The following is a 21,051-nucleotide window of genomic DNA, read 5'->3' as shown; positions in this document are numbered from 1 at the left end:
AATCGGCACGGCTGTTGCAGTGTTTCAGCCTCTTATTCTTTGGGGGTGCTCCATGCAGTTCTGGCGTCGCAGTATTCAGTGGCAATTGATCCTGAGCATGGGCACCGCCCTGCTGGTCAGCATCGTGATCGTGGTTGGCGTTTATACCCTCGTGGTCAACCGCCTCGCCCAGCGCTATCTGGTCGAACAGGCGCTGCCGTCGAGCATCGAAGCGATGCGCAACGACATCGAACGCATCCTCGTCCAACCCCTCACCGCCGCCAAGGACATCGCCAGCAACAGCATGGTGCGTGACTGGCTGGCTGCGGGTGAAGACAGTGCCCAGGTCGACACCTTTACTGCCTATCTCGAAGGCATCCGCGCCGAGCACAAGGCCTTTACCACGATTATCGTCGGTACCGCGTCCAATCATTACTTCAACGAAAAAGGCCTGGACCGGACCCTCAGTCGTTCCAATCCGAAAGACGCCTGGTTCTACTCGTTTCTCGACAGCAACCAGCCGCGCACGCTCAATATCGACAACGACACGGCCACCGGAGAATTGGCGCTGTTCATCGACCTTAAAGTCGAGAAGGCAGGAAAGGTGGTGGGCGTCGCCGGGCTGGGACTGAGCATGAAAGGGCTCTCGGAGCTGATTCACAACTTCAGTTTCGGTGAGCGCGGCAAGGTCTATCTCGTGCGTTCCGACGGTTTGATCCAGGTCCATCCTGAAGCGCAATTCAGTGGCAAACGCACCTTGGCTGAGCAGGTGGGTGGCCCTGCGGCGCAAGCGGTCATGAGTCAAGGAAACGCAGCGAGCAGCAACTTCCAGCGCGATGGCGAAGATTTTCTGGCATTGAGCCTGCCCCTGCGCGATCTCGGCTGGACCCTGGTGGCCGAAGTGCCACAGGCGCAAATCTACGCGGAGGCCCGTCGCGCCATGTGGATGAGCGGCGGTATTGGCCTGGCGGTGGCACTGGTGTGCCTGCTGCTGGTGGTGTTGCTGGCCCGTGGCCTGGTACGGCCGATTCGTCAGGTAACAGCGGCGCTGGTCGCCATCGGTAGCGGTGGTGGAGATTTGACCCATCGGCTGGATGCCAGTCGCGCCGATGAACTGGGCGATCTGGCGCGTGGCTTCAATCGGTTCCTTGATAGCCAGCGCGAGATGATCGGCGAAGTGCTGGCCACCAGCGAACGCTTGCGCACCGCAGTCGGCCAGGTGGCGCGGGTGGTGGACAACACCGCAGAGCGTTCCGGGCGCCAGCAGGAGATGACCGACATGGTTGCCACCGCTGTTCACGAAATGGGCTTGACCGTGCAGGAAATTGCGCAAAACGCCGGCAACGCGGCAGTCGCTTCGCAAAACGCCCGGGATGAAGCCCTGCAGGCTCGGGAAGTGGTCGGCGGTTCGATCCGCCATATTGAAAGCATGTCCGACGAAATCGGTGTCGCCGCCAGCGCCGTGGGCGAGCTGGCCAATCAGGTGGCATCGATCGATCAGGTGCTGGCGGTGATTCGCGGGATTTCCGAACAGACCAACCTGCTGGCGCTCAATGCCGCGATCGAAGCCGCGCGAGCAGGAGACATGGGGCGCGGGTTTGCAGTGGTTGCCGATGAAGTGCGCACTTTGGCTCGACGTACCCAGGCTTCTACCGATGAGATCCAGCAGATGATCGGCAGCCTCAAGCAGGGCGCGGAGAATGCGGTGTCGTCGATGCATTCCGGGCAAGCGGCCACGGGCACGGGGGTTGAGTCAAGTCAGCGCACCGGGGCCTCATTGACGGCGATTACCGGACAGGTCGAGCGCATCAGCGACATGAACCACCAGGTGGCGACGGCGACAGAAGAGCAATCGGCGGTGACCGAGGAGATCAATCGCAACGTGCAGGGAATTTCCGATCTGGCGCGGGCGACGGCAGGGGAGGTCAGGGCTTGTCGGGAGGATTGCCAGACGTTGCAGCGGTTGGCGGATGATCTGGCGCGGCAGATGGGTGGGTTTCGCTTGAGCTGATGGGTTGTCGGTGCGGGCCTCTTCGCGAGCAAGCCCGCTCCCACAGTGGATCGCATTTCAACTGTGGGAGCGGGCTTGCTCGCGAATGGATTTCAGCTGCACCTCAAGACTTGGATCAGAACCACTCATCCTGCATGTTCAAGCAAACATCATCCCGCGCCTCAAGAATCGCTAGTTCATGGTGGCAACCCGGCACTTCCCAGGTCAGGAAGTACCGTGCCGCCTGCAACTTGCCTTTATAGAAACTCACATCCGCCGCATTCCCCTTGGCCAGCCCTTCCTCGGCGCGAATCGCCTGTTCCAGCCAGCGCCAGCCAATCACCGCATGGCCGAACACTTTCAGGTACAGCGCGGAGTTCGCCAGGCTGCTGTTGACCTTGCCCTGGGCCAGGTCCGTCAGCAGGCCAATGGTCACGGTTTGCAGGCGCGCCACCAGTTTCTCCAGCGGCTCACGCAGTGCAGTCAGCGATTCATGGGCCTGTGCGCGCTCGGTGGTGTCGGCGATCAGGCGGATCAGTTGCTTAAGCCCGGCACCGCCGTTCTGTGCCAGTTTGCGCCCCAGCAGGTCCAGCGACTGGATGCCGTGGGTGCCTTCGTGGATCGGGTTGAGGCGGTTGTCGCGGTAGTACTGTTCAACCGGATATTCGCGGGTATAGCCGTGACCGCCGAGGATCTGGATCGCCAGCTCGTTGGCTTTCAGGCAAAACTCCGACGGCCAGGATTTGGCGATGGGCGTCAGCAGGTCCAGCAGTTCATGGGCCTGCTTGCGTTCGGCTTCGGTCTCGAGGGTGGTGGTGTCGTCGAACAGGCGGGCGGTGTACAAACCCAGGTCGAACGAACCTTCGACGTAAGCCTTCTGGGTCAGCAGCATGCGTTTGACGTCGGCGTGCTGGATGATCGCCACGGGCGCAGTGTTCGGGTCCTTGCTGTCCGGCACGCGACCCTGCGGACGCTCGCGGGCGTACTCCAGGGAATACAGGTAGCCGGCGTAGCCAAGCATCACCGCGCCCATGCCGACGCCGATCCGCGCTTCGTTCATCATCTGGAACATGTAGCTCAGGCCGTGGTGCGGCTTGCCCACCAGATAGCCGACGCACTCACCGTTATCGCCGAAGTTCAGCGCGGTAGACGTGGTGCCACGCCAGCCCATCTTGTGGAACAGCCCGGCCAGCAGCACATCGTTGCGCTGGCCCAGGCTACCGTCATCGTTGACCAGGAACTTGGGCACGATGAACAGCGAAATGCCCTTCACCCCGGCGGGTGCATCCGGCAGCTTGGCCAGGACCATGTGCACGATGTTTTCCGACAGCGGATGATCGCCGCCGGAGATGAAGATCTTGTTGCCCTTGAGTCGATAGGTGCCGTCCAGCGCAGGCTCGGCACGTGTCCGAATATCCGAAAGCGACGAGCCTGCATGGGGCTCGGTCAGAGCCATGGTGCCGAAGAAGCGACCGTCGATCATCGGTTGCAGGAAGCGGCGCTTCTGTTCTTCGGTGCCGAAACTTTCGATCAGGTTCGCCGCGCCCATGGTCAGGAAGGGATAGGACGTTGTCGCCGCGTTGGCCGATTGAAAGTGGGCGAAGCAGGCCTGGGACAGCAATGTAGGCAACTGCATGCCGCCTGCGTCGAAACTGCGCGCGGCATTGAGGAAACCGGCTTCGAGGAAGGCATCCACCGCCGGTTTCACTTCGGGAATCAGGATCGCCTTGCCGTCTTCATAGCGTGGCTCGTTCTCGTCGCCCTTGCGGTTGTGCGGGGCGAAGAACTTCTCGGCGATGTTGCGGGCGGTGCCGAGGGCGGCATCGAAGGTCTCGCGATTGTGCTCGGCGAAACGCTCACGCTGGGTCAGGCCCTCGGCATCGAGGACTTCATACAGCTCGAAAGCCAGATTGCGGGAACTGAGCAACGTCTCGGACATGGCGGCCTACCTTTTGTTGGGATGGGCCGAGTCTAGGCGTGGGAATAGTGGTTGAACAGGATGATTGATGAGCGTGATGGAGAAGCAAAAGATCGCAGCCTTCGGCAGCTCCTACACTGGAATGCGTTTCCCTGTAGGAGCTGCCGAAGGCTGCGATCTCTTGATCTTGCTTCCAAAGATCGGGCAGCCGCAGCTGCCCGATCGTGTTGCGGTTTATCCGATGGTCATCAAGCTGGCATTACCACCCGCCGCAGCAGTGTTAACGCTCAAGGCCCGCTCAATCACCAGGCGCTCCAACGCAATATTGGTCTCACCCTGCGACAAGCCCTGAACCCCGACAATGGCGCCGGCACGCTTGGCCACTTGCTGGCAAACCGCGCGCAACTGGTCGGAATGGCCGTGATGCAGAACTGCATCAATCACCACTTCATCCTTGTTCCAGTCGGACACCAGTTTGATGCGTGCCTGAATGTCTTTCGGCAGGCGGGCGAACAAAGCCTTGGTCAGCTCAGCTTCCGGCCATACCGCCGAACCGCCGACAGCCAGTACTGCCGCCAGTTGCGTCAGCAGATCGCCTTCGACTTCCGCCAGGCACAGCACGTGCTCACGCGGCAGGATCGCATAACTGTTGCGCTCGCCGGTCGGGCCAGCCAGAACGCGGGTGATACCGCTTTGCGATTGTGCGGCGAACTGTACGCACAGAGTGCTCAGGTCGGCGAACTTGTTGCTGTCGGCCCAGGCTTTCAGGGCGGTCAGCGGCTTGCTCATGGCGTCGCGCAGGCGAACGTCCGGTGCGGCAATCGCGTCGCCTCGGGCGAAGGATTGTTCGATCGCATCGGTAGGACGGGTCGACAGCAGGCGGTACAGGTACAGCGGGCCACCGGCTTTCGGACCAGTACCCGACAGGCCTTCGCCGCCGAACGGCTGTACGCCGACCACGGCGCCGACGATGTTGCGGTTCACGTAGACGTTACCGGCATTGACGTTGTCGATCACCTTGGCGATGGTCTCGTCGATGCGGGTGTGCACACCCAGGGTCAGACCGTAGCCGGAAGCGTTGATCTGCGCGATCAGTTGATCGATGTCCTTGCGCTTGTAGCGCACCACGTGCAGCACCGGACCGAAGATCTCCCGTTGCAGTTCGTCGAAGCTTTCCAGTTCGATCAGCGTCGGCATCACGAAGGTGCCGCGTTTGACTTCTTCGGCGTCGGCGATGGCCACCTGGTACACGCTGCGACCTTTGTCGCGCATGGCCTGGATGTGCTTCTCGATGCCAGCCTTGGCTTCGGCGTCGATCACCGGGCCGATGTCCACGGACAGGCGCTCAGGGTTGCCGAGGCGGCTTTCAGCCATGGCGCCCTTGAGCATTTCGATCACGCGGTCGGCGGAATCTTCCTGCAGGCACAGCACGCGCAGGGCTGAGCACCGCTGGCCGGCGCTGTCGAAGGCCGAGGAAACCACGTCGATCACCACCTGTTCGGTCAGTGCCGAAGAGTCGACGATCATCGCGTTCTGGCCACCGGTTTCGGCGATCAGCGGAATCGGACGACCCTGGCTGTCCAGGCGACCGGCAATGTTGCGTTGCAGCAGACGAGCGACTTCGGTGGAACCGGTGAACATCACGCCTTTGACGCGATCGTCACCCACAAGGCCAGCGCCGACGGTTTCGCCGCGACCCGGCAGCAGTTGCAGCACGCCCTCGGGAATGCCGGCTTCGAGCAGCAGGCGCACGGCTTGAGCAGCGACCAGCGGAGTCTGTTCCGCAGGCTTGGCCAAGACCGGGTTACCGGCTGCCAGTGCCGCAGCTACCTGGCCGCTGAAAATCGCCAGCGGGAAGTTCCACGGGCTGATGCACACCACCGGGCCCAGCGGACGGTGGGCGTCATTGGTGAAGTCGTTGCGTGCCTGCACCGCGTAGTAACGCAGGAAGTCCACGGCTTCACGCACCTCGGCGATGGCGTTGGCGAAGGTCTTGCCGGCTTCGCGAGCCAACAGGCCCATCAGCGGCTGGATCTCACCTTCCATCAAATCGGCAGCGCGTTCCAGGATCGCAGCGCGTTCGGCCGGCGGGGTGGCCTGCCAGATTGGCGCGGCGTTCAGGGCGCACTGGATCGCGTTGTCGACGTCTTCGACGGTCGCTTCCTGTACATGGCCAACCACGTCACGCAGGTCGGACGGGTTCAGCACTGGCGCGGGGGGTTCGCTGCTGGACGCGCAACCGAGCATCGGCGCGGCCTTCCAGTGGTTGTGCGCGGTAGCCAGCAGGGCGCAGGACAGGGAAGCCAGACGATGTTCGTTGGCCATGTCGATGCCGCTGGAGTTGGCGCGCTCGGCACCGTACAGGTCACGCGGCAGCGGAATGCGCGGGTGCGGTAGGCCGAAACCACCTTCCACGGTCGCCATCTGCTCGATGCTGGCTACCGGGTCGGCTACCAGTTCCTGGATCGAAATCGACTGGTCGGCAATCCGGTTGACGAACGAGGTGTTCGCGCCGTTTTCCAGCAGGCGACGCACCAGGTAGGCCAGCAGGGTTTCATGGGTGCCGACCGGTGCGTACACGCGGCACGGACGGTTCAGCTTACCTTCGGAAACTTTGCCTACAACCTGTTCGTACAGCGGTTCACCCATGCCGTGCAGGCACTGGAACTCATACTGGCCCGGGTAATAGTTCTGACCGGCGATGTGATAAATGGCCGACAGGGTGTGGGCGTTGTGCGTGGCGAACTGCGGGTAGATGACTTCCGGCACCGACAGCAGTTTGCGTGCGCAAGCGATGTAGGACACGTCGGTGTACACCTTGCGGGTGTAGACCGGATAGCCTTCCAGGCCTTCGACCTGGGCGCGCTTGATCTCGCTGTCCCAGTACGCGCCTTTCACCAGGCGGATCATCAGGCGATGACGGCTGCGGCGAGCCAGATCGATCACGTAGTCGATCACGTACGGGCAACGCTTCTGGTAAGCCTGGATGACGAAACCGATGCCGTTCCAGCCAGTCAGTTGCGGCTCGAAGCACAGGCGCTCGAGCAAATCCAGCGACAGCTCCAGGCGGTCGGCTTCTTCGGCGTCGATGTTCAGGCCGATGTCGTATTGCTTGGCCAGCAGGGTCAGCGACAGCAGGCGCGGGTACAGCTCGTCCATCACACGCTCGTACTGCGCACGGCTGTAACGCGGGTGCAGGGCGGACAGCTTGATCGAAATGCCCGGGCCTTCATAAATCCCACGACCGTGGGACGCTTTGCCGATCGAGTGAATGGCTTGTTCGTACGAGGCCAGGTACTTCTGCGCATCGTGCTCGGTCAGTGCGGCTTCACCGAGCATGTCGTAGGAATAGCGGAAACCCTTGGCTTCGAACTTGCTGGCGTTGGCCAGGGCTTCGGCGATGGTTTCGCCGGTGACGAACTGCTCGCCCATCAGGCGCATGGCCATGTCGACGCCCTTGCGGATCATCGGCTCGCCGCTCTTGCCGATGATGCGGCTCAGGGACGACGTCAGGCCGGCTTCGTTGTGCGTGGACACCAGCTTGCCGGTCAGCAGCAGGCCCCAGGTCGCGGCGTTGACGAACAACGACGGGCTGTTGCCCAGGTGCGGGTGCCAGTTGCCGGTGCTGATCTTGTCGCGGATCAGGGCGTCGCGGGTGCCTTTGTCCGGGATGCGCAGCAGCGCTTCGGCCAGGCACATCAGCGCCACGCCTTCCTGGGACGACAGGGAGAATTCCTGCAGCAGGCCCTGAACGATACCGGCACGGCCGCCAGCGCTCTTCTGGTTGCGCAGTTTTTCCGCGATAGACGCAGCGAGCTTGTTGGTGGCTTCGGCCATAGGCGCCGGCAGGCGAGCCTGCTCGATCAGCATCGGCACCACTTCCGGCTCAGGGCGACGGTAGGCGGCAGTGATCGAAGCGCGCAGTACGGATTGCGGCAGGATGCTTTCGGCGAATTCGAGGAAGCACTGGTGGGCGTGATCCAGAGGCGCGTCGACGCTGTCGTCGGAATCCTTGGTCAAACCGTTCAGCTCGGACAGGGTTGCACCACCCTCGAGTTTTTCCAGGTAATTGAAGATTGCCTGCTTGATCAGCCAATGCGGCGTGCGATCAATCGAGGTCGCGGCAGCCTTGAGGCGTTCGCGGGTCGGGTCGTCAAGTTTGACCCCAAGGGTGGTGGTAGCCATGTTTTTATCCTCATGTTTGCCACGACTGCGTGGCATCAGCTGGCGGCAAGATTAGCCGCGCGACTGTTGAGGTGCAACCGGGTGCAACCCTTTTTTTGTCGGAATGTTACGCAGCTCGTCAGGAAATAAATTCTGGTACGCAAGTGCCGCCTCTGCTTGGTGCTTTTTAGGGTGGCTGCTCCTTCTTCTTGCTCCGAAAAGGAGCAAAAAACCGGTTTTGAAATTTATTTCCGACTAGGTGCAACTTATTCTCGAGAAACTGGTTGCACCTTATTTGCTTTGTTGAATAGCATTCGCGCCCAAGGTGCAACCCGAACTCGATTCGGGTGCTCCGGCTGATGGCTTTCCTGGGGAAACATCAGTCATAAATGCGCGGGATCCCGGATCGCCTGTCAAACGTCACCGTTTGCCAGCGGTTCACCAGCCGCCGCTACATAAAAACAAAGCCAGGGCGTCACTTAAATGAGCGTAAGCAATCCAACCCTGATCACGTTCGTGATCTACATCGCAGCAATGGTGCTGATCGGCTTCATGGCCTATCGCTCTACCAACAACCTTTCCGATTACATCCTGGGCGGCCGTAGCCTGGGCAGCGTCGTGACCGCGTTGTCCGCTGGTGCCTCCGACATGAGCGGCTGGTTGTTGATGGGCCTGCCGGGCGCGATCTACATGTCCGGTCTGTCCGAAAGCTGGATCGCCATCGGCCTGATCGTCGGTGCGTACCTCAACTGGCTGTTCGTCGCTGGCCGTCTGCGTGTGCAGACCGAGCACAACGGCGATGCGCTGACCCTGCCGGACTACTTCTCAAGCCGTTTCGAAGACAAAAGCGGCCTGCTGCGGATCATCTCCGCCGTCGTGATCCTGGTGTTCTTCACCATCTACTGCGCTTCCGGCATCGTGGCCGGCGCCCGTCTGTTCGAAAGCACCTTCGGCATGTCCTACGAGACTGCGCTGTGGGCCGGCGCTGCGGCGACGATTGCCTACACCTTCGTCGGCGGTTTCCTGGCAGTGAGCTGGACTGACACCGTACAAGCGACCCTGATGATCTTCGCCCTGTTGCTCACGCCGATCATCGTGCTGCTGGCCACCGGTGGCGTCGACACCACGTTCCTGGCCATCGAAGCGCAAGACGCCAGCAACTTCGACATGCTGAAGAACACCACCTTCATCGGCATCATCTCGCTGATGGGTTGGGGCCTGGGCTACTTCGGCCAGCCGCACATCCTGGCGCGTTTCATGGCAGCCGATTCCGTGAAGTCGATCGCCAAGGCCCGTCGCATCTCCATGGCCTGGATGATCCTGTGCCTGGGCGGCACTGTGGCCGTAGGCTTCTTCGGCATCGCGTACTTCTCGGCGCACCCTGATGTGGCCGGTCCTGTGACCGAAAACCACGAGCGTGTGTTCATTGAACTGGCGAAAATCCTGTTCAACCCATGGGTTGCCGGTGTACTGCTGTCGGCCATTCTGGCGGCGGTCATGAGCACCCTGAGCTGCCAGCTGCTGGTGTGCTCGAGCGCCCTGACCGAAGACTTCTACAAGACCTTCCTGCGTAAATCCGCTTCCCAGGTTGAACTGGTCTGGGTCGGCCGCGCCATGGTGCTGCTGGTTGCCCTGATTGCCATCGCGATGGCCGCCAACCCGGAAAACCGCGTACTGGGCCTGGTGAGCTACGCCTGGGCCGGTTTCGGCGCTGCATTCGGTCCGGTCGTACTGATCTCCGTGATCTGGAAAGACATGACCCGTAACGGCGCACTGGCCGGCATCCTGGTCGGCGCGATCACCGTGATCGTCTGGAAGCATTTCGAACTGCTGGGCCTGTACGAAATCATCCCTGGCTTCATCTTCGCCAGCCTGGCGATCTACATCGTCAGCAAGCTGGGCACGCCGACTAGCGGCATGCTTTCGCGCTTTGCTGCTGCCGAGGCGGATTTCCGTTTGAACAAGTGATAAGTGATGGGGTGAACGCTCCCCGTCGCTGATGAAAGAACGGCTCGCAGCCTCAAGGTGCGGGCCGTTTTTTTTGGCGTGCCAGGACCGAAAACCGGCGTTAGTCATCCCGTTTCCGTGGTCCTTTTCCGTCCAGCTCGTAAGGCATTTCCTGATTTTCTAGACCGTCTTGAGTTTCCTCTTTGTCCACGTACTTTGCGTTAAGCCGCTCATCCCGAGTCGGCTTATCGATGGTTAACAGTGGTGCGCTTTCCATGACTGGGGCGCCAGCAGAGAGGGAGATCAGCAATGGCCAAAGGACATTTCATTCGCCTGGGTGACGAGACCACTTGCGGCGGCAAGGTGTTGGAAGCCGACACACGCGTCATGATGTTTGGTATCGCCCATGCGCGTGAAGGCGACCGCGTTTCCTGCGGCAAAAACGACGAAACCTACAAGATCGTGGGAGGCGTCTCCTACATCAGCAGTCATGGCAGGATCGTGGCGGGCTCGCTGGACAGCTACAGCACCTGCCCGTGCAGAGCCAGGTTGATCCCGTCGGTTTTTAACGCCACTTATGAGTCGCGTAGCAGTGCTGCGCCCCAGACCACAGGGGCCGCGCCCCAACCGACCACACCTTTCGCCGGCAACCCGGCAGCACCACGTTCAGCCGGTTTCGCGTCTGCATCGAACACTCCCAAGCCAGTGTTCCCGGGCGGTGCAGCGGCCCAGGAACCGGGCTTCTACATCGTGCCTAAAAGCACCACCCGCGAACAGCTTGAAGCCTCCTTGTTCATCGTGCGTGACCCGGCGGTGATGGGCAAATTCAAGCTGCTCAATCCCAACTTGCGTGACGTCAAAGCCGGCTCGATGATCGTGCTGAGTGACCCCAACAACTACCAGTGCACCCGTGAAGAAGCCCTGCTCATGGACGTGGCGGCCAAGACCAACCAGATCATTGAAACGCTTAGCCCGGAAGAAGCGGATTTCATGGTGCAACACCGTGATGTCATCCAGACCTTCCTGACCTATGGCTCGAACGCTATTGGAATTGGTCAAAGCATTTTTAAAAATAATCTGGATAACGTAGATAAAACCTTACGTGACATCGAAGCTCTGCATCAGCGTTCATTCCAGCGAGATGGGCATCTGCGCTCACCGACGTTTTTTGCGGAACGCCAACACTTGTTCGCTCAACTCAATACCCATATGACAAGCCTGACCCCTAAAGGCATCGGCTTTCCGGATCATCCAAATTTGAAGCGTTCATTGGGTATTTCAAGTCGCAGCTTGGTTCACCGCTGGACCGAGGCCGGCAGCGCACAGCATGTACCCGGGTATGCCAGTCATCTTGAGGGGGTAGCCAGAGCATCCAAATACCTCAAGTACGGTGGCTGGGTCGGCACTGCGGTCGGTGGAGGGGCGTCGGCCATGAAGGTTCAGGATGTGTGTTCTGCGGGAAACACCGAAGCTTGTGAGAGAGTCAAATTCACTGAGGCGGGAAGCTTTGCTGGAGGTCTGGCCGGTGGCTGGGCATCCGGTATTGTGTTAAGTGCCCCTGTAGTTGGAGGGCTCTGCGTGGGACTTGGTGGTTATACCAGAGGATTATCCGTATTGGCTTGCGGAGTTTTGGTGGTCGGAGGAGCAACCTTTTCTGCAGGTCAAGCGGGTGAAAAAGTTGGTGAGAATATCGCTGAGAAAATTTATGAGTTAGTGAAGTGACTTTGAGCACAGCTGATAAATTATTTCTCGTAGTCGGACTAATTGATTTCGGAGGGCTCATCGCATGCATTGGATTTACCCTGTACCTGGCCTATACAAAAATGAAGGTCTTGCTGGGTTATTTCCAAAACAGCCCTGCCGTTATAAGTCTTGCACCTCTAAGCTGCGGCGGACCTTGGGGGAAATTGATGGTGGTAGGGGGGATCTCCGGGTTTGTGACATTCCCCGATTTCTACATTAAACGCGGTCGTATCAGTGCCGACGATATAAGAAGCCTACCGTCATCACTTAGATTTAGGCTGATTGTATTGCAGTGGTCTGTGATCGTTCTTCTATTGATTATGTTCTGCCTCGCAGCGATGGTTGAAATGGAGATTTTCTAGTCGGCCTCTGCAGCTTAAAGATGTCGTTTATATGCGTCCGTAAGATCAGTTGCGGCGGCTACGCGCGGGCACGCTTCGGCGTGGTCGAGTTTTCCCAAGGTCTCGATATTCCTACCCCGCGCTTAGCTGCCACCCTAGCCTGTAGGAAGGCTGATGGCAGCTCCGATTCATCTTTGGGAGCTACTAATGAAAACAATTCACCCCGATCCGCCCTACGAAAAACCAACTCCCCATCCCGACAACCGCTTCATGGCATTGACCAGCAACTGCACCGATATGCCCACCCTGTTCGTCGACACCCACGCGCCACTCGACGTCCTTGCGGACGCCGCAAACTACAGACTCCGCGCAGTTACCCAGGTGCTTGAGAACCTGTCGATGCGCGGTTCCATCGAGTGTGAGTCCCTTTATCCTCAGCGACTTTGCCTTGCTTTGCGCTATTCCGCTGCGCGATGGCTGTGACGTGCTGGATGTGGTTGGGCGGCGATTGCGGGCGCGGCATTCGGCAGGGGTGTAGGCGTCGTCACAAGATCAAGATCAAGATCAAAAGATCGCAGCCTTCGGCAGCTCCTACAGGTGTCAGATCCATCTTGCGCGATCCTTGTAGCTGCCGAAGGCTGCGATCTTTTGACGTTGAGGGCCACTCAGCCCCCAACCCCTGACTTGCTGGCCGGTAAAAGGTAAACTTGCCGGCCTTCGCAGGAGCAACCATGAATTATCGCCACGCCTTCCATGCCGGCAATCACGCCGATGTGTTCAAACACCTGACCTTGACCCGCCTCATCGCACTGATGTCGCGCAAGGAGCAGCCGTTTGCCTATCTCGACACTCACGCCGGCATTGGTCTGTACGACCTTCAAGGCGATCAGGCCAGCCGTACCGGTGAGTACCTGGAAGGCATCGCGCGTTTGTGGGATCAGCCGGATCTGCCGATCCTGACGGCTGATTACATGCAGGTGCTGCATGAGATGAACCCGGATGGACAGTTACGCTATTACCCGGGGTCGCCGGAGTTGGCGCGGCGCCTGACGCGTGCGCAGGACCGTGTGTTGCTCAACGAGAAACACCCGGAAGACGGCGTGTTGCTCAAGGACAATATGGCCGGGGATCGGCGGGTCAAGGTGCATCTTGGTGAAGGCTGGCATGTGCCGCGGGCGTTGCTTCCAGTGCCCGAGAAGCGCGCGGTGATGTTGATCGATCCGCCGTTCGAAAAGCTCGACGAGATGCAGCGCTGTGCAGCGTCCTTGAAAGAGGCTGTGGGGCGGATGCGCCAGACCGTGGCGGCGATCTGGTACCCGGTGAAGGATCAGCGCGCATTGCGCCGTTTCTATCAGGACCTGGCCGGTACCGGTGCGCCGAAGTTGTTGCGGGTCGAGTTGCTGGTGCATCCGTTGGATACGCCTAACAGCCTGAACGGCTCCGGTTTGGCGATTGCCAATCCGCCGTGGGGGCTGGAGGAAGAGTTGCGTGAGTTGCTGCCGTGGTTGTCCGAGAAGCTTGGGCAGACGCAGGGCGGGTGGCGGATGGATTGGTTGATTGCCGAGTAATGCTCGGCCTGTAGGAGCCGGCTTGCCGGCGAAGGGGCCCGTAAACCTTGTGGTGATCTATCGGCCGTCTTCGCTGGCAAGCCAGCTCCTACAAGTGATTTTGCGTCAGATCAGATAGGGCAGGTCACACCGGTACCGCCAATCCCACAATAGCCTTCCGGGTTTTTCGCCAGATACTGCTGGTGATAAGCCTCGGCGAAGAAAAACGTCGGCGCTTCGTCGATTTCGGTAGTGATGGTGCCCTTGCCGGCCTTGGTCAGTTCGACCTGGAACACCTGCGCGCTTTTTTTCGCGGCTTCCAGTTGGCTCGGGTTGGTCGCGTAGATCACCGAGCGATACTGGGTGCCGAGGTCATTGCCCTGGCGCATGCCCTGGGTCGGGTTGTGCAGTTCCCAGAACATCTTCAGCAGCGCTTCGTAGCTGACTTTTGCCGGCTCGTAGACCACCAGCACGACTTCGCTATGGCCGGTCAAGCCAGAGCAGACTTCTTCGTAAGTCGGGTTCGGGGTGAAGCCGCCAGCGTAACCCACGGCCGTACTGACCACGCCTTCACGCTGCCAGAACCTGCGTTCCGCGCCCCAGAAACAGCCAAGGCCGAAGATCGCGAAATCCACGTCCATCGCGAACGGACCCAGCAGCGGCGCGTCGTGGACGAAGTGTTTTTCCGGCACGGTCATGGGGGTTTCACGGCCAGGCAGAGCTTGTTCTTTGGTAGGGAGCACGTTTTTGTTCACCAGAATTTCCGAGCGCAGAACCATCTTCAGTCCTCTCAGTCATTGAAATAGTTAGAGATGCAGTGTGCCCGAGTGTTGGCTCGCTGTCAGGCGATCGGGCCGCGCGGATAGCGTTTGAGCCTGTCGATCAGGTCGAGGCCCGGGATCGGTTTGTCGAACAGGTAGCCCTGGCCAACGTCGCAACGGTGGCGACGCAGGAAGGCCAACTGCTCGGCGGTCTCGATGCCTTCAGCCACGACCTTGAGTTTCAGGTTGTGGGCCATGGCGATCACCGCGGAGGTGATTTCCATGTCGTCCTGGTTATCCGGGATCTCGTGGATGAAGCTTCGATCGATCTTGATGATGTCGATGGGGAATTTTTTCAAGTAGCTGAGCGACGAGTAACCGGTGCCGAAGTCGTCCATCGCCAGGGTCAGGCCCAGGCGCTTGAGCTGGTCGAGTTGCAGGTGAGTGTCTTCGGTGGCTTCCAGCAGCAGGCCTTCGGTCAGTTCCAGCTCCAGCAGGCGCGACGGCAGCGCTTCTTCCTTGAGGATGTTGGCGATGGACGCCACCAGGTCCGGGTCGGAGAACTGCTTGGGTGACAGGTTGATGGCCACCTGCAGGTTGCCCAGGCCGGCGGCCGTCAGCGCCTTGCTCATGCGGCAGGCCTGGCGGGCGATCCATTTGCCGATCGGTATGATCAGGCCGGTTTCTTCCGCGACGCTGATGAACTGGTCTGGGCGGATCATGCCTTTTTCCGGGTGATTCCAGCGCAACAGCGCTTCCATCCCCAGCAGGCGTCCGCTGCGCAGGCAGAGCTTGGGTTGGTAGAACACGTCCAGTTCGTTCTGGGTCAGGGCGCGACGCAGGTTGTTTTCGACGAACAGCTTGTAGCTGGCCTCGGCGTTCAGGGCTTCGGTGAAGACCTGCACCTGATGTTTGCCGTTGGCCTTGGCCTTGTGCAGGGCCAGCCCGGCGTTGCGCATCAGGGTCTGCGGGTCGCGCCCATGCAAGGGGGCACAGGCCAGGCCGACCGAGCCGGTCACGCTGATCAGCTGGTTGTCGACGAACATCGGTTTGTCGAGGGTCGTGAGCAATTGGTTGGCGACCTGCTGCCCGAGTTCAAGGCCCGTGTTGTCCAGCAGCACCGCGAATTCGTTACTGGCAAACCGCGCCAGGCTACCACCCGGGTTGAGGCTGTTGCGCAGGCGCCGGGCCAGGCTGATCAGCAGCTTGTCGCCGGTCTGATGGCCGAGGCTGTCGTTGATCCGCTTGAAGTTGTCGATGTCGACCAGCAACAGGCTGATCGGCGCGTCGCTGTCGCGGGCGAAGCGTTCGTCGAGGTTGCGAATGAAGGCCGGGCGGTTGCCAAGGTTGGTCAGGTTGTCGGTATAGGCCAGGCGCTCGATGCGTTGCTGGGCGAGCTTGGTCTGGGTGATGTCTTCATAGATGCCGATGTAATGGGTCAGCTCGCGGTTGTCGCCATAGACCTTGGAGATCGACAGCTGGCCCCAGTAGGGTTCGAGGTTTTTGCGGCGGCTCTTGAACTCGCCCTGCCAGCTGTTGCTCTTGGCCAACGCGGAGGGCGCGTCGAACAGCAGTTCACTGAGGTTCTCCAGTGCCGGCAATTCCGCCAGGCGCTGGCCGTGGACTTCTTCGGTGGTGTACTGGGTAATCGCCGTGAAGCTCGGGTTGACGTACTCCACGATGCCATCGCAATTGACCAGCAAAAAGGCGTTGGCGCTTTGCTCGACCGCCCGCTGGAACAAATGCAGGGCGCTGGTGGCGGTGCGTCGGTTGTGATTGTTGATGACCTGGGCAAACTGATCCGCCAGCTCACCGGCGAAAGCGATTTCGTCCGACTGCCAGGCGCGGGTCGCACCGGTTTGTTCCAGGCACAACACGCCGACCACCTGGCCGTCGACACGGATGCTGGCATCGAGCATCGCATTGACATCCCGCGGGCGCAGGCTTTCGGCCATGTCCCGGGTGCGCGGGTCGCGCATGGCGTTGTGGGCATCGATGGCGCGGCCGGTATGCAGGGCGTCGAGGTAATCGGGGAATACGCTGACGTCGATCGGCGCCGGCAACAGGTATTCCTGGGTCGAGCGGTGATAGGCCGAGATGGGCGCCAGCATCGAGCCTTCCAGGTGCCACAGGCTGGCGCAGTCGATCTGGTAAATCTCGCAGGCGCTGCGCGTGATCAGTTCGGCGGCTTCCCGCAGGGAATTGTTGCTGCTGTAGCGCTGGCGGGTCAGCAGCAGGATCAGGTCCTGCTGGGCACGCGCCCGGTCCAGATGTTGCAGTTGTTCCTGCTGGGCGCGCTGGTTGAGCTCCAGGGCGATTTGCAGGCGCGAGTTCTGGGTTTCGAGGTCCAGCGCCGGCAGCAGCGGGTCATCCTCGAACAGGCCGTCAATGACCAGCAGGTAACCGCGCAACAGGTGTCGATTGTGTTGTTTGTAGGCTTCGCCCAGCTCCAGCAGGCTCAGCGAGCCAGAGGCGGTGTGCAGGGTGTAGCGGATCAGATAGTGCGTGCTTTCGCTCAACTGCGCCTGAATCGCATCGTGCAGCTGATAGCGAGCTTCCGGCTCCATCAGGCTGGCGTAGGGCGAGCCGACCAGGGCGCACAGCTCCACCGCCGGCAGGCCGAACTGGCGTTCGCAATTGGGGTCGAGAAACAGCAGCGCCCAGCTTGGTTCATTCAGCCGTTCGAAACGCAGCATGCCGAGCCGCGAGGGCACAGGCAGCTGCGTCACTACCTCGGCCACCATACGGCTGGCGGCATCGGGTTGGCTTTTCATGGAGGGAAACTCGCTTCGAATATGCTGATCGCGCCGGGCTCTCGCCCTCTTTACTGTTGCCTGCGGCAAGGTTGCATCATTGCGACACTGACTGACAAGAGAGATGAAGGCCAAGTGCTATAAGAATATGTCGGCAGCAGTGAAGATTTCTCCAGCGCACGACTGAAAGATTGTATTAGGCCAAAAGGTTCGCAGCCTTCGGCAGCTCCTACAGGGGGTTGTGTACTCCTGTAGGAGCTGTCGAAGGCTGCGATCTTTTGCGTTTAACGCAGCAAAATACTGACCGCCTGTAACAGGCCGCCATCCCGGTCGTGATAGCGCACATGAACCTGCTCCGAATCGACGATCAGGTGCGCGAAGTTATCCTGGCTGATCACATCACTGGTCAGCGCGTGTCGGTAATCGCCCCCAGCGGTTCGGGCCAGGGGTTTGTCGAGGATGAAGGTGGAGGCCTTGGCATAGGGCAGCAGCTTGCTGTTGCACAGGGGCGAGGAGACGATGGTATGCACTTCGAAGCTCGGGTCCGTGCTGTGGGTCAGACGGCTGGTCAATGAGCCGTGGACGTCGCCTGAAATGATGAAGACATTTTTGATGGCGTATGTGCGAATCGTTTCAAGCAGCCGTAGTCGTTGCGCGGGAAAGCCTTGCCAGGCGTCGTTGTCCGGGCGTTTGTTGTCGGGGTAGAACATGACGCTGGTGACCACGAATTTGACCCGGGCCGAACTGTTGATCAGCCACTCGCACAAGGCCTGCTCCTGCTCGATATCGAGGATGCGTCGGTCGTTGGCTGCAAGATTGCGTCGGGTACGGGTGTCGGTGACGAACCATTCGATATCACCGTCGGTGAACTGGTACCAGTATTTGTCCAGTTTTCGGTTGATTTGCCCATCGGCGTACAGTTCGTATGCCGGGCCATGGCTGGCCTGGTACAACTCATAGGCGTTCATCGCATTGGCATATAGAAAGTCATCGGACTTGTTTCTGTTGGCTGGCCAATTGTCCTCGATCTCATGATCATCGAGGGTCATATAAGTTGGCAGGGCTGACATTAACTTTGCGATATGTGGCTGTGAAAAGGCCACGCGATATTTGCGAAGAATATCCTTGAGTTCGCGGTCTGGGGCAATGAAGTTCAAATCATCAACGTAGATCTGGTCACCGGTCATCAGCATTGCACTGACAGGCGGATCGGCCTGCTCGGCCAGTCTTGCTATTGACGCGAATATCCTGTCACCCAGATGCGGTTCGGCCGCAATGCCTGCGGTCAGCCGCAGATAGCGACAAGAGCCCGTGACATAGGCCTTGGGTTGTGCGGCCTGGCTCGAGCGGGTGCGCAGACGATGGATTTGCCGAGGCCACTGCAAGGGCAGTTCCTGGATTGTCTCTACAGAGGAAACAGGCTTGATCGGGTTGAACCAGCCGGCTTGATATTCATGCACGGTGTCGGCGGTCAGGTTGTTGAGAACCAGGACGGCGGACATGTCACGGGCTTTTTCGAGTTCGGCGAAAGTACCCTTTGACCAGTTCTCGTCACCGAGGCGCCGATAACGAATGCCGGCAAATGCACGGGTGTCTTTATTTGCCTCTCCACGCAAAAAGATACGTGCGTGGTTAGTTGTGGTGTGGCCAATGATTGGCCCGACTGTAGGTTTAAACATGTTCGAATCCATTCGGTTGGTATTAACGAGCAATCGGCTTTAAATGGCCGTGCAAGCAGGCTAGTTATTTGGCCTTGAAAAATACCGGGCTGAAATGGACTCGACTTGTGGGGGATATCAGCCACAAATGTAGGAACTCATCTAATGAGTAAAAAACACCGGGCAAAAAAAGCCCCGCCAAATTGGCGGGGTTGAGGTACGAGCGTGGCGCTCGGAAAACGTGAAACGCGACAGGCCCTCCGGTAAGGAAGGGCCGGCCGGTGTTACAGCAGGATGGTGCGGATGTCCGCCAGCAGGTCGCTCAGACGCTTGGTGAAGCGTGCAGCAGCGGCGCCGTTGATCACACGGTGATCGTAGGACAGCGACAGCGGCAGCATCAGTTTCGGCTGGAAGGCTTTGCCGTCCCAGACTGGCTGGATGGTTGCCTTGGAAACACCGAGGATCGCCACTTCCGGCGCGTTGACGATCGGCGTGAAGCCGGTGCCGCCAATGTGCCCGAGGCTGGAAATGGTGAAGCAGGCGCCTTGCATCTCGTCCGACGAGAGCTTCTTGGTCCGGGCTTTTTCAGCCAGGGAAGCAGCTTCGGCAGCCAGTTGCAGCAGGCTCTTCTGGTCGACGTTCTTGATGACCGGTACCAGCAGGCCATCCGGAGTGTCGACGGCGAAGCCGATATTCACGTATTTCTTGCGGATGATCGCTTTGCCGCTTGGCGCCAGCGAGCTGTTGAAGTCCGGCAGTTCCTTGAGCAGGTGCGCGCAGGACTTGAGCAGCAACGGCAGGATGGTCAGCTTGACGCCGGCCTTCTCTGCGACGGCTTTCTGGGCGGTACGGAACGCTTCCAGCTCGGTGATATCCGCCGAGTCGAATTGCGTCACGTGCGGCACGTTCAGCCAGCTGCGGTGCAGGTTGGCAGCGCCGACCTGCATCAGGCGGGTCATCGGCACTTCTTCGATTTCACCGAAGCGGCTGAAGTCCACGACCGGAATCGGCGGGATGCCCGCGCCACCGGTAGCGCCAGCAGCAGCGGCCGGTGCTTCCTTGGCCTTCTGCATCATGGCTTTGACGTAAACCTGCACGTCTTCCTTGAGGATGCGACCGTGAGGACCGCTGGCACCAACGGCGCTCAGCTCGACACCGAATTCACGGGCCAGTTGACGCACGGCAGGGCCGGCGTGAACCTTGGCGCCAGGTCGGGCTGGAGCGGCAACCGGTGCGGCGGCGGCAGGTGCTGCAGCAGCAGGAGCAGCAGCGGCTGGCGCAGGAGTACTCGGCGCGGCAGCGGCAGGTGCCGCAGCGGCGGCCGGGGCAGCGCCTTTGACTTTCAGCTTGAGGATCAGGTCGCCGGTACCGACTTCGTCGTCCAGCTTGACCGAGACGCTCTCCACCACGCCAGCGGCAGGCGATGGAATTTCCATGCTCGCCTTGTCGGATTCCAGGGTGATCAGCGACTGGTCGGCTTCAACGGTGTCGCCGGCCTTGACCAACACTTCGATGATCTTGGCCTTGCCCGCCGAACCGATGTCCGGAACGTGGATGTCCTGGACGCTGTCGGCAACCGGAGCAGCCGGAGCGGCAGCGGCTGGCGCAGGAGCAGCGGCAGCAGGAGCGGCAGCCTGGGCCGGAGCGGCAGCAGCCGGTGCCGCAGCACCCGCCACTTCCAGGTCCAGGATCAGGTCGCCGGTGCCGACTTCGTCGTTGAGCTTGACGCTGATGGCCTTGACCACGCCAGCGGCAGGCGACGGGATTTCCATGCTGGCCTTGTCGGATTCCAGGGTGATCAGCGACTGATCAGCTGCGACGGTGTCGCCGACCTTGACCTGGATCTCGATGATCTGGGCCTTGCCCGACGAACCGATGTCCGGCACGTGCACTTGCTGAACCGAAGCGGCAGCAGGCGCAGCAGCAGGAGCGGCCGGCGCTGGTGCAGCGGCCGGTTTCTCTTCTGCTTTTGCAGCAGCAGGCGCAGCTGCAGCCGCAGGAGCAGCAGCGGCACCTTCGACTTCCAGCTCCAGCAGCTCGTCGCCTTCTTTCAGGCGATCGCCCAGCTTAACTTTCAGGCTCTTGACGATACCGGCCTTCGGCGCAGGCACTTCCATGCTCGCCTTGTCCGATTCCAGCGTCAGGATGCTCTGCTCGGCTTCGATACGGTCGCCGACCTTCACAAACAGTTCAATTACTTCACCTTCACCGCTGCCGATGTCAGGTACGCGAATGAGTTCGCTCACAGAA

At 60.2% G+C, this 21,051-nt stretch carries 10 protein-coding genes and 2 pseudogenes; 6 read left to right on the top strand and 6 right to left on the bottom strand.

Features of this window, described 5'->3' with window-relative positions; translation table 11 throughout:
- Window positions 1-52: 52 nt before the first annotated feature.
- Window positions 53-1,126: pseudogene (locus ACM6I6_RS21390) on the top strand (cache domain-containing protein); the annotation flags it as partial.
- 18 nt (window positions 1,127-1,144) lie between these two features.
- On the top strand, window positions 1,145-1,990 hold the full coding sequence (locus ACM6I6_RS21385; RefSeq protein WP_406591508.1) for a methyl-accepting chemotaxis protein: 846 nt from the start codon (window positions 1,145-1,147) through the stop codon (window positions 1,988-1,990).
- A gap of 115 nt (window positions 1,991-2,105) precedes the next feature.
- Here ACM6I6_RS21385 and ACM6I6_RS21380 read toward each other — a convergent pair whose 3' ends face one another.
- Together ACM6I6_RS21380 and putA are read right to left on the bottom strand one after the other, a co-directional pair.
- Entirely contained in the window at window positions 2,106-3,908 is a 1,803-nt protein-coding gene (locus ACM6I6_RS21380) for an acyl-CoA dehydrogenase (RefSeq protein WP_414920672.1), read from the bottom strand.
- 213 nt (window positions 3,909-4,121) lie between these two features.
- Window positions 4,122-8,072, bottom strand: coding sequence for a trifunctional transcriptional regulator/proline dehydrogenase/L-glutamate gamma-semialdehyde dehydrogenase (putA, locus tag ACM6I6_RS21375; RefSeq protein ID WP_323606448.1), 3,951 nt, complete (start codon window positions 8,070-8,072; stop codon window positions 4,122-4,124).
- A gap of 462 nt (window positions 8,073-8,534) precedes the next feature.
- Between putA and putP the strand changes: the two genes are divergently transcribed.
- The 4 genes and pseudogenes from putP to ACM6I6_RS21355 all read left to right on the top strand — a co-directional run bounded on the left by putP (window position 8,535) and on the right by ACM6I6_RS21355 (window position 13,650).
- Window positions 8,535-10,019 carry a sodium/proline symporter PutP gene (gene putP / locus ACM6I6_RS21370; protein ID WP_323606446.1) on the top strand — a complete coding sequence of 495 codons (1,485 nt, stop codon included), beginning with the start codon at window positions 8,535-8,537 and terminating at the stop codon, window positions 10,017-10,019.
- Between the two features lie 288 nt (window positions 10,020-10,307).
- Window positions 10,308-11,720, top strand: a complete 1,413-nt coding sequence (locus ACM6I6_RS21365; RefSeq protein WP_406591492.1) for a PAAR domain-containing protein — start codon at window positions 10,308-10,310, stop codon at window positions 11,718-11,720.
- A 569-nt stretch (window positions 11,721-12,289) separates the two neighbouring features.
- Window positions 12,290-12,620 (top strand): annotated as a pseudogene (locus ACM6I6_RS21360) (hypothetical protein).
- Window positions 12,621-12,813: 193 nt separating this feature from the next.
- Complete coding sequence (locus tag ACM6I6_RS21355) at window positions 12,814-13,650, top strand: 23S rRNA (adenine(2030)-N(6))-methyltransferase RlmJ (protein WP_323608931.1); 837 nt, start codon at window positions 12,814-12,816, stop codon at window positions 13,648-13,650.
- 110 nt (window positions 13,651-13,760) lie between these two features.
- Here ACM6I6_RS21355 and msrA read toward each other — a convergent pair whose 3' ends face one another.
- The 4 genes from msrA to aceF form a co-directional block, all read right to left on the bottom strand.
- Window positions 13,761-14,408 carry a peptide-methionine (S)-S-oxide reductase MsrA gene (gene msrA / locus ACM6I6_RS21350; protein ID WP_274076042.1) on the bottom strand — a complete coding sequence of 216 codons (648 nt, stop codon included), beginning with the start codon at window positions 14,406-14,408 and terminating at the stop codon, window positions 13,761-13,763.
- A 62-nt stretch (window positions 14,409-14,470) separates the two neighbouring features.
- Complete coding sequence (locus tag ACM6I6_RS21345) at window positions 14,471-17,164, bottom strand: putative bifunctional diguanylate cyclase/phosphodiesterase (protein ID WP_274076041.1); 2,694 nt, start codon at window positions 17,162-17,164, stop codon at window positions 14,471-14,473.
- Window positions 17,165-17,427: 263 nt separating this feature from the next.
- Window positions 17,428-18,822, bottom strand: a complete 1,395-nt coding sequence (locus tag ACM6I6_RS21340) for an alkaline phosphatase D family protein (protein ID WP_414920729.1) — start codon at window positions 18,820-18,822, stop codon at window positions 17,428-17,430.
- A gap of 263 nt (window positions 18,823-19,085) precedes the next feature.
- Window positions 19,086-21,047, bottom strand: a complete 1,962-nt coding sequence (gene aceF, locus ACM6I6_RS21335; protein ID WP_274076040.1) for a dihydrolipoyllysine-residue acetyltransferase — start codon at window positions 21,045-21,047, stop codon at window positions 19,086-19,088.
- Window positions 21,048-21,051 lie beyond the last annotated feature (4 nt).

This window comes from Pseudomonas sp. IT-P218 (genome assembly GCF_949767605.1).
GTDB lineage: Bacteria > Pseudomonadota > Gammaproteobacteria > Pseudomonadales > Pseudomonadaceae > Aquipseudomonas > Aquipseudomonas putida_AE.
This window is presented reverse-complemented; position numbering and strand designations above follow the sequence as displayed.

What these genes read in the sequence shown, in the direction of transcription:
- ACM6I6_RS21385 (WP_406591508.1), top strand. Translation starts at nt 1,145, where the DNA reads ATGATCGGCGAAGTGCTGGCCACCAGCGAACGCTTGCGCACCGCAGTC.
- ACM6I6_RS21380 (WP_414920672.1), bottom strand. Translation starts at nt 3,908, where the DNA reads ATGTCCGAGACGTTGCTCAGTTCCCGCAATCTGGCTTTCGAGCTGTAT.
- putA (WP_323606448.1), bottom strand. Translation starts at nt 8,072, where the DNA reads ATGGCTACCACCACCCTTGGGGTCAAACTTGACGACCCGACCCGCGAA.
- putP (WP_323606446.1), top strand. Translation starts at nt 8,535, where the DNA reads ATGAGCGTAAGCAATCCAACCCTGATCACGTTCGTGATCTACATCGCA.
- ACM6I6_RS21365 (WP_406591492.1), top strand. Translation starts at nt 10,308, where the DNA reads ATGGCCAAAGGACATTTCATTCGCCTGGGTGACGAGACCACTTGCGGC.
- ACM6I6_RS21355 (WP_323608931.1), top strand. Translation starts at nt 12,814, where the DNA reads ATGAATTATCGCCACGCCTTCCATGCCGGCAATCACGCCGATGTGTTC.
- msrA (WP_274076042.1), bottom strand. Translation starts at nt 14,408, where the DNA reads ATGGTTCTGCGCTCGGAAATTCTGGTGAACAAAAACGTGCTCCCTACC.
- ACM6I6_RS21345 (WP_274076041.1), bottom strand. Translation starts at nt 17,164, where the DNA reads ATGAAAAGCCAACCCGATGCCGCCAGCCGTATGGTGGCCGAGGTAGTG.
- ACM6I6_RS21340 (WP_414920729.1), bottom strand. Translation starts at nt 18,822, where the DNA reads ATGTTTAAACCTACAGTCGGGCCAATCATTGGCCACACCACAACTAAC.